Genomic DNA, 1,701 nt, shown 5'->3' on the forward strand with positions numbered 1-1,701 from the left:
GATGACCATCGGGCCTGGCTGGAAGCCGTGTCCGGTCGCGGGCTTGTCCGGGATCGCCGCTACCTTTTCATCGGTGACGTCGGGCGGCGCTTCCCCTACTGCCATCACCGACCGCGCATCGCTGGTGTTGACCGCATCGACGGTTCCAGGCTGGTTGGGAGCGCCGATCCTGACGATCGACGGTGTGGAGGATGGCGTGCCTGGAAAAACCAGGGATGATGCCTGGGCTTCGCCGGCCGCAACAGCAAGAATGATACCCAGCAGGATACGCGCAGACACCGATATCGCCCCTTTGCCCAGAAGCTGTTCGATAGCAGGCCGGAATTGATGCCGGCTTTCGTGGAAACATAGCATTTTAGGGATTGATAAATCGCCAATGCTCCTGCTCGCCAACAAACGGTTACCCAACAGCCGACTTGCCCAATGGCCGCCATCGTACTACGCACCCCGCATCTGTGAGGTGACGAGAGTGGCTGAAATACTTGGCTCGGGCGAGGCGCTGGAGCGGGCGCTGGCGCTGCTCAGGGAGGGCGATGTCGTCGCCATCCCGACGGAAACCGTCTACGGGCTGGCCGGCGACGCGACCAACGGCATCGGCGTCGCGCGCATCTTCGAAGCCAAGGGGCGGCCGCGCTTCAACCCGCTGATCGCCCATGTCGCCGACATGGCGATGGCCGAGCGCCTCGCGCTGTTCGATCCGCTGTCGAAGAAACTCGCGCGCGCGTTCTGGCCCGGTCCGCTGACGCTGGTGCTGCCGCAACGGCCCGGCAACGGCATCCATCCGCTGGTCACCGCCGGGCTCGATACAATCGCCTTGCGCATGCCGAGGGGCTTTGGCGGCGATCTGATCGCCAGGCTCGGCCGCCCGCTTGCCGCGCCCAGCGCCAATTCATCCGGCAGGATCAGCGCAACGACCGCGCAAGCGGTGGCAGCCGATCTCGGTGCGCGGATAAAGCTGGTGGTCGATGGCGGCGCGACCCCGGTCGGGCTGGAATCGACGATTCTCAAGGCCGAGGGGGAAAGAATGCGGCTGCTGAGGCCCGGCGGCATCGCCGCCGAGGAGATCGAGGCGGCCATCGGCATAGAATTGTTGCGCGGCGGCACCGCCAGTATCGAGGCGCCGGGCATGCTTGCCTCGCACTATGCGCCAGGTGCCGCGATGCGGCTCAATGCCGGCACGGTCGGCGAGGGCGAGGCTTTGCTCGGCTTCGGCAGCCAACGGGCGGACGGCTGGCGCCGCGCCGAAGCCTTCCTCAATTTGTCCGAAACCGGGGACCTGCGCGAAGCGGCGAGCAATCTGTTCGCCTATATGCAGGCACTCGACCGCAGCGGCGCGCGCACCATCGCCGTCGAGCCTATTCCCTGCGACGGGCTCGGCGAAGCGATCAACGATCGGCTGTCGCGTGCAGCCGCCCCTCGTGACATCACGCAACCCGCAACATAGTTTCCCCCATGATCGAAATCACAAAGACACTCGATCCCGCCCTCATCGATCGCTTCACGGCGATCGTCGGCGACAAATATGCACTGCGTGATCAGCAGGACATCGCGCCCTACCTCATTGAGCGACGTGGGCTTTGGCACGGCGCGACGTCGCTGGTGCTGCGGCCGGGCAGCGTCGACGAGGTCAGCCGGATCATGCGGCTGGCGACCGAGACGGGAACGCCGATCGTGCCGCAAAGCGGCAACACCGGGCTGGTC

Annotated in this window: 1 protein-coding gene and 2 pseudogenes; 2 read left to right on the forward strand and 1 reads right to left on the reverse strand. The window is 65.7% G+C overall.

The annotated features are described in order from the left end of the window. Nucleotides 1-279 (reverse strand): annotated as a pseudogene (locus EN991_RS35190) (hypothetical protein); the annotation flags it as partial. Nucleotides 280-469: 190 nt separating this feature from the next. On the opposite strand from EN991_RS35190, the gene EN991_RS35195 reads away from it, so the two are divergent. Both EN991_RS35195 and EN991_RS35200 read left to right on the forward strand, forming a co-directional pair. Continuing rightward, a complete protein-coding gene (locus EN991_RS35195; protein WP_164766157.1) occupies nucleotides 470-1,444 on the forward strand; it encodes an L-threonylcarbamoyladenylate synthase in 975 nt (324 codons plus the stop codon). 8 nt (nucleotides 1,445-1,452) lie between these two features. Further along, nucleotides 1,453-1,701: pseudogene (locus tag EN991_RS35200) on the forward strand (FAD-binding protein); the annotation flags it as partial.

The sequence above is a fragment of the Mesorhizobium sp. M7A.F.Ca.US.005.03.2.1 genome, assembly GCF_003997795.1.
Classification (GTDB): Bacteria; Pseudomonadota; Alphaproteobacteria; order Rhizobiales; family Rhizobiaceae; genus Mesorhizobium; species Mesorhizobium ciceri.